Raw genomic sequence first — 7,005 nt, 5'->3', positions numbered from 1 at the left:
TGCGATCGCCTCTTCATATTTCTCATATAATTGGTAACAAACTCCTAGATTCATCCAGAAAATCATCAAAGCAGCTAGCTCAATATATGGCTCCAGCTTTTCAAAACAGGCTTGATAAGCATCAATCGCTTGGTCAAACTTTTTCACTCCCTGATAAGCCGCAGCCATTGACCAATCAATATAAGCCTGAATCCCACTATTATTTTGCCCCGTTATCTCTTCTAAAAGAGGAATCGCTTTATCATACTGATCACTTCGCAGGTAAGACATCCCGGTGAGAAAGGTTAATCCCATTAACCCTCCACTCTGATTTTGTCGCGTTACCTCCAACGCTGGAGTCATTTCTTCCCCTAACAGGTTGATATTCCTCCAACCCCTTAAACAACCGTTCCACTAACCGATTCACCCGCTTAGGACTATGAATTCCCAAATACCCCAACGCCAATAAAATTGGTTCTTGCCAACGTGCATCATCCTGGTGTTTTTGGATAATTTCCAGAATCTCACTCACGTCATTATCGACAATATACCGCGATGCAAAATACTCCTCAAAGGTTAAATGCATAAACCCATAAACATTGGGCGCACGTTCCACAAATAACCCCGTCGTTTCCCGTACCCGCCGCAAAAATTCCTGTACGGCTTTTTTCACACTATCGGCTTCCGCATCTTCATCATTTAACTCTGCCAATTTCTCCCCTAACTGCGCTTCCGCTTCCGCTTGGGTAATTAACCCCGATGGTTTCTCCTCATGCATCCAATACGCCAAGGGTGCTAATAGTTCAATCACCTCACTTTCCCGCAACACTACCTGCGGCGCATCGGGTAAATTTTCACTCAATTGCCAATCTTCAATCAACGTTTTCACCGCCAACGCATACAGTTCCACCCGCCGATTCGGGAGGCGCGACCCATTGCGATGAATTAATGCCAAAATGGTTAATAATAGGGGATTTCCGGTGAGACGTTTGACCCCTTCATTCCCGTGAATTGCCTCCAACAGTTCCTCGGCTTCTTTCTGTGCGTCTCGTCGCCAAACCTCCTCAGTTTCCTCTGGTTTCTGCGCTTTTTCAATCGCCAAACACCAGCGACGCAGGAATCGCTCTACCTGCTCAAATTCCATCTGAGTAATCGTAAACTGGGTAAAGCGACTGCCTAATTTCACATCCTGATAGCCCGCAATCCGGCTGGTAATCACATACTTGTTATCGGGATAATCGGTAACAAACGCCTCAATTTGTTTCACAATCTGCTGACGGCTAGTCTGATTAAATACCTCATCCAAACCATCCAGCAACACCAAACATTCACCCTGACGCATCTTGTCACACAGCAGTGTAGAGACGTAGCATGCTACGTCTCTACATTCATCGTTCACATCCCGAACATCCGCTTCCCACTGCTGATAAAATTCCTCCAAAAACGCCAACAAACTCAACTCCGGCTGTTTCACCAACCGTTCCGCATAATCCGCAACTCGTAAAAACACCGGGAAACGAGTATTCCCCAATGATTCAGGATTGGTGACTGAAGATTGAGAAAATTCGTCCTTATTTCCTGCATTCCCAGACGTACCATGAGACGTACCATGGTACGTCTCTACATTTTCCACCAAAACCCTCTCCTTCCCATCCCGTTGCGCCATGGCAAAATGCAGCGCCAGATATCGCAAAAGTGTAGTTTTCCCCGCCCCCGGATCACCTAAAATCACACTATAGTGACTCCTCCCCACCGCCTCCGCCAAATTCACTTTATGCGTCACCGTCTTCGTCATCATTTCCGACGGCGCAAACTCCATCCCTCTGCGACTCTGTGCGCCAACCTCGGCGTACCTCTGTGTTTCAAAACTTAACTTACTCCCCCCCTTAAACTCCGTCACCTGCTGCTGACGTTCCGCCTTTAGGGACACATAAACTTGATCCAAAAAAATATCAACCTGGCGCTGTACTTGCATCACGCCACTCATTTTCAGATAAGAATTCTCCGCAATTAAACTCTCTAAATAGGGATAAAGTAGGGAATTCAACGGCGGACGAGTGGTAAACTTCACCACCTTCTCCCGCCAATCCCAAAAATCCGGCGCATAACCGCGAAATGTATTGATAAAATCCCGCTTATTCAGCCAAAATATCAGGACAATCTCCCGTGAAAACAGCGCCTCTCGCCCCAGATTCAATCGTTTCAGTTCCTTCAGTATCCGGGGGCGAGGTAACTGTTCAATTCCAAACGCCATGATGACTGGGCGTTTAGATTCGTCTTTGGCGTCTGGGTTAACCGGGATTCTCTTGTCTAAAGCATAGAGAAACGCAATCAGAGACTCTTGACTATAAAAGAAGTTTTCAACCTGAAATTCATCGGGGTTGAGGACGGATTTTAATTGTTCGACGACGGGATGATTGGGGGCGCTTTCAGGGGCGATGGCAAATACAATGGTTGTCCCGTCGGACAATTCTAGGGTGGTGACTAAATCATCTAAGGTTTCCTGGTCAGGTTGATTTAGATTGTTTATGGGGGGAGTGTCGATTGCCATGGTCAATCCGTCCTGATGCTTAGTCTGATTGTAGATGATTTTGTTCGTAGTAGGCACTTTAGTGCCTTAAAATGCTTGATTTGCCAGCACTAAAGTGCTGACTACGAACAGGTTCATAACATTTCAAGCTGTTGGTGGGTTACGGCGGATATCTAATTAAATGGTTATCTCCTAAATTTAACACCACCTAACCCACCCTACAATCTACAATTAATTTCACCTCAACCTAGAGAGTTTTAATCATTGAGATATGTCTCATGATGTCAATACCTCATCTAAAATTAAGATGGGCAAACCAGGTACTGTCCGCAGACGCTGATCATTCGTGAGAAACTGACTACATCCTGAAATTATGGCAGTGGCTGCATGAATAGCATCTGGTGTTCTCAGTGAGGTTGTTGATCCCCGAAGTTTGGCGGCTTCTCGAATGATGGTTTGATTAATTGGAATTAATTGAATTCCTGACGATAGGAGTAACTGATCATAAGTATCAATCAGGTTTGTATTTCCTTGCCTAAAGGGGATAACCAGGGATTCTAGGAGAGTAAGTTCGCTAGTTATCAGTTCAATTTGACCAGATTGAAACTTTTGCCATAATGGTTGAAGCAGTTGCCAATAATTGGGATTGACTTCAATCGTATAAATCACGATTACTGTGTCAATGTATATCTTGGCAGAGTCTGGTAAATTTAGCTGTCCCATGAATCCCTTTCACTCTGGATATCACGATTAATTTCTTGAGCTGTTCTAGACGGATGTTTGCTCCGGGCTTGTTCAATCCAGTCCAGAACATTTTGACGCATTAGCTTGGGTGGATTGGGCAGAATGACAATTACCTCAACGGTTTGTCCTACTGACTTGGAAACTGCATCGGATGGTAAGGTTATCTCAATTTTATTTCCGGGTAATACTTGGGTTTCAATCCTTAACGCTGATTGCATGAGTTAGTCTCCTTATCAAGGTTTATGACAATTGAGTTCTGTCAGCAGAGGACTGGCAAACATTTCTAAGGCGGTCATCTGATCATGACGATCTAATCCATCGACAACGACTAATAATTTTTGCTTTCTATCTTTTTCCGCTGCTTGAATAATTGCATTCACTTTAGCGATGATTTCACTTAACAGGGGGCGAATATTCAAGCTTCTTGTCATTTCTCGGGTTAGCCCTAATTTTAGGGTCATGCCCATTTTGGTTAGCAGATCGGGTAGGGCTAATCCTTCAGTGGAGTTGGTTTTATCTTGATAAATAACGGTTTTGAGACTATCTTCTAAATCTTTGAGTAAACGGTCATCTTTGCGTGACCACCAGCCTGGTTTAATCGCTTGACGACAAATTTCTTGACCAATTAAGACGACAACTTCGGCATAACCGATATTATAACGGTCAAGGGCGGTGGCGGTATCAATCCAGATTACGGTATAGTTATTGGCTAAAGAATGTTCGACTCGGCGTAATTCTGTGGTTTTACCGCTACCTGTGTGACCCGATAGTAAAAATTTGGCGGGGTCATCTTCCATTTCTAAGGCGTTGACTAAATCCTCAACGGGGCTATCCGATCGCGGAACGTAAAAATCGCGAATATCTTCAGCCTTTTCCAACGGTTCTTCGGGTTTAAACAGTTGATAAACGGGTTTCCAAAATTTGGGGTTAGTCATTTGTTATTTGTCATTCGTCATTTGTCATTCGTCATTTGTCAAGTCGGGGCGGGTTTAGTTAAAGAAAGGGTGTAACCCAAAAGATAATAGTGAAACCCGCCCCTACACAATCTCATCCATCTCCCCCTCACCCCATCATCTTTGATACAATTTTATGTCGCCCCTGTTAAACCTCTCCATACCTATGCCCGTTACGGTTGTCACCCTGAAGCAAATCGAAACTCAACTCGATTTAATTATCACCCGCCCGCCATCGGGATTGTTCCTGAAAGGGAATATCCAGGTTCCCGGTGATAAATCTATCTCCCACCGTGCTTTAATGTTGGGTGCGATCGCGCCAGGGGAAACCCGCATCCAGGGACTCCTACTGGGGGATGATCCGCGCAGTACCGCCGTTTGTTTCCAAGCTATGGGTGCCGAAATCTCTGTACTCAACGCCGATGAGGTTATCGTTAAGGGCGTGGGCGTGGGAGAATTACAAGAACCTCTGGATATCTTAAATGCGGGTAACTCTGGGACTACCCTGCGGCTAATGCTGGGACTTTTAGCTTCCCACCCCGGACGCTTTTTTACGGTAACCGGAGATAAATCCTTGCGATCGCGCCCGATGTCTCGTGTCGTCCATCCGCTACAACAAATGGGCGCTCAAATCTGGGGGCGGGGGAATGGTTCATTAGCCCCCCTAGCAATTCAGGGACAACGCCTCAACCCAATTCACTATCATTCCCCCATCGCTTCTGCCCAAGTTAAATCCTGTATCCTGTTAGCGGGGTTAATGGCTGAAGGGGACACCACGGTAACAGAACCTGCGTTGTCTCGTGACCACAGCGAACGGATGCTTAAGGCGTTTGGTGCTAAAATCACGGTTGACCCAGACACCCACAGTGCCACAGTCACGGGTCCAGCGCAACTCCAGGGACAAACGGTGATTGTTCCGGGTGATATTAGTTCCGCCGCCTTTTGGTTAGTCGCTGGGGCGATTGTCCCGGATTCTGACTTATTGATTGAAAATATCGGAGTTAATCCCACCCGCACGGGTATCTTAGACGCCCTGGCGATGATGAATGCGGATATTCAGTTAGAGAATCAACGGGTAGTGGCGGGAGAACCCGTGGCGGATATCCGAGTTCGCTATAGTCGTCTCAGCGCTTGTGAGATTTCTGGGGATTTAATTCCCCGTATGATTGATGAGATTCCGATTTTGGCAGTTGCGGCGATTTTCGCCCAAGGAACCACAGTAATTCGGGACGCCGCCGAACTTCGGGTCAAAGAAAGCGATCGCCTCGCGGTTATGGCGTCTCAGTTAAACCGGATGGGCGCAAAGATTACAGAACTCCCCGATGGGTTAGAAATCAATGGAAACACCCCCCTAACGGGTACAGAGGTTGACAGTCATACCGATCACCGGATCACCATGAGTCTTGCGATCGCCGCCCTCAACGCCCAAGGAATCACCACCATCCACGGTGCAGAAGCCGCAACCATTTCCTACCCCGACTTTACCACCACCTTACAACGTCTGTGCAATCAAGACTCTCCTGCATAAGTGTTGAGTATGTAGGTTCTGCTGAATTAGTATAGCTTCCCGATTAATTCAGCAAGCCCTATGTAGGGGCGGGTTTAGGGACTTTCTTGTCACGATTGATAATAACGTTTGTACAAAACCCGCCCTGACCCATCTGCAGGGGGCTGACTTTTCACGGGACGTCTGGAAACCCGCGAAAATCTGGGCGGGTTTAGTCACTTATGGATGCAATCGAAAAGGTAATAGTGAAACCCGCCCCTACACATTGAATCACCCCCATCACCCCCTCACCCAGCTTCCTCCGCTTCCCAAACACCCCTGCTAACAGTCGTCTAGCGGGGGAGTATGTCAAAATGTCGATGTAACAGACAATCAGGTTATCTGCTGATTGATAAACAGGGTGTACTAAAATATCGTATTCAGCCTGAGTCAGGTGGGAGAACAAGATCACCAATTTTTTGGCGGAGGCGCTATATTGTTAACTCTTGCATTCTACGCCACTATCCTTATGAACTATACTTTGGCACAATTGGTCAAATAACTCCCCTAGAATAGTTTTTTACTAAAAACGTTGGACTTATGCGCCCAAATAACCAGACATTGCGTTTACAACTGAACCACTACCGCTCCTATATTGCCATTTCCTGCGAGGATATGGAAGTTGGGTTTTGTACGCCAGAATTTGCGGCGAAGATGGTGGAAATCTTTAATGAGTATGAACGACTCCACGAAGAAAATGAAATGTTAAACAAAGCATTAAAATTAGCCTGTATCGACTTGCTTAAACAAGCTGGGATTAGCATGAATCATTTGGACAGGCGCATCCAAGACTATCTGGACAAAGCTAAACGTCCGGAACATGGAACTCGCGCGATCGCTTTTTTACTCAGGGAAAGACAACAAGCACTCGATATTAGTAATCGAGAATTTGTGCGATTTTGTGCTTCTTATAAGTTAGCGCCACAACAGCTCAAAGATATTTTCCAAGGTAAAGATATTCCGGATAGCCAGCTTAAGTCTTTATCCCGAATTTTAGGAAAATCCGTGGAAGAGTTAATGGAAGTTCGGGATGGCTTTAGTGATAGCGAACTGAATCGATTGGCACGCATCTTGGGAACGTCCAATGAAGATTTGGCTCAGGTATTTAGCAGTTAAAACTTGTCCATAAGTTCCTCAAATTTATGTTCTTAAGCGAAGCGAAGGATCGGTCAGGGCTGGTTTGGCAACAACATTACCAATAGCGACCAGAAAATCCCTAAACCCGCCCCTACAAATCAGGTTCCCCGAAGGTG

7 protein-coding genes are annotated in these 7,005 nt (G+C 45.9%); 2 read left to right on the top strand and 5 right to left on the bottom strand.

Annotated elements, in window-relative coordinates:
* The 5 genes from ACLFWI_RS23670 to ACLFWI_RS23650 form a co-directional block, all read right to left on the bottom strand.
* On the bottom strand, positions 1 to 294 hold a 294-nt coding region (locus ACLFWI_RS23670; RefSeq protein ID WP_446414962.1), incomplete at its 3' end, for a tetratricopeptide repeat protein.
* Positions 251 to 2,530, bottom strand: a complete 2,280-nt coding sequence (locus ACLFWI_RS23665; RefSeq protein ID WP_446414961.1) for an NACHT domain-containing protein — start codon at positions 2,528 to 2,530, stop codon at positions 251 to 253. The genes ACLFWI_RS23665 and ACLFWI_RS23670, both read right to left, overlap by 44 nt.
* Before the next feature lie 255 nt (positions 2,531 to 2,785).
* On the bottom strand, positions 2,786 to 3,232 hold the full coding sequence (locus tag ACLFWI_RS23660; RefSeq protein ID WP_446414960.1) for a type II toxin-antitoxin system VapC family toxin: 447 nt from the start codon (positions 3,230 to 3,232) through the stop codon (positions 2,786 to 2,788).
* Positions 3,220 to 3,471: a hypothetical protein gene (locus ACLFWI_RS23655; RefSeq protein ID WP_446410937.1), complete on the bottom strand. Its 252-nt coding sequence runs from the start codon at positions 3,469 to 3,471 to the stop codon at positions 3,220 to 3,222. Before ACLFWI_RS23655 ends, ACLFWI_RS23660 begins: the two co-directional genes overlap by 13 nt.
* Before the next feature lie 15 nt (positions 3,472 to 3,486).
* Positions 3,487 to 4,188: a P-loop NTPase fold protein gene (locus ACLFWI_RS23650; RefSeq protein ID WP_446414959.1), complete on the bottom strand. Its 702-nt coding sequence runs from the start codon at positions 4,186 to 4,188 to the stop codon at positions 3,487 to 3,489.
* Positions 4,189 to 4,372: 184 nt separating this feature from the next.
* Between ACLFWI_RS23650 and aroA the strand changes: the two genes are divergently transcribed.
* Positions 4,373 to 5,734 (top strand): 3-phosphoshikimate 1-carboxyvinyltransferase, encoded by a 1,362-nt coding sequence (aroA, locus tag ACLFWI_RS23645; protein WP_446414958.1) that lies wholly within the window; start codon positions 4,373 to 4,375, stop codon positions 5,732 to 5,734.
* 558 nt (positions 5,735 to 6,292) lie between these two features.
* A complete protein-coding gene (locus ACLFWI_RS23640; protein ID WP_446410553.1) occupies positions 6,293 to 6,868 on the top strand; it encodes a hypothetical protein in 576 nt (191 codons plus the stop codon).
* The last annotated feature ends 137 nt before the right edge of the window (positions 6,869 to 7,005 follow it).

It is taken from the genome of Coleofasciculus sp., assembly GCF_046539235.1.
Lineage (GTDB): Bacteria > Cyanobacteriota > Cyanobacteriia > Cyanobacteriales > Coleofasciculaceae > Coleofasciculus.
Note: the sequence above shows the minus strand (reverse complement) of the source record. Positions and strands in the feature narration are given on the sequence as shown.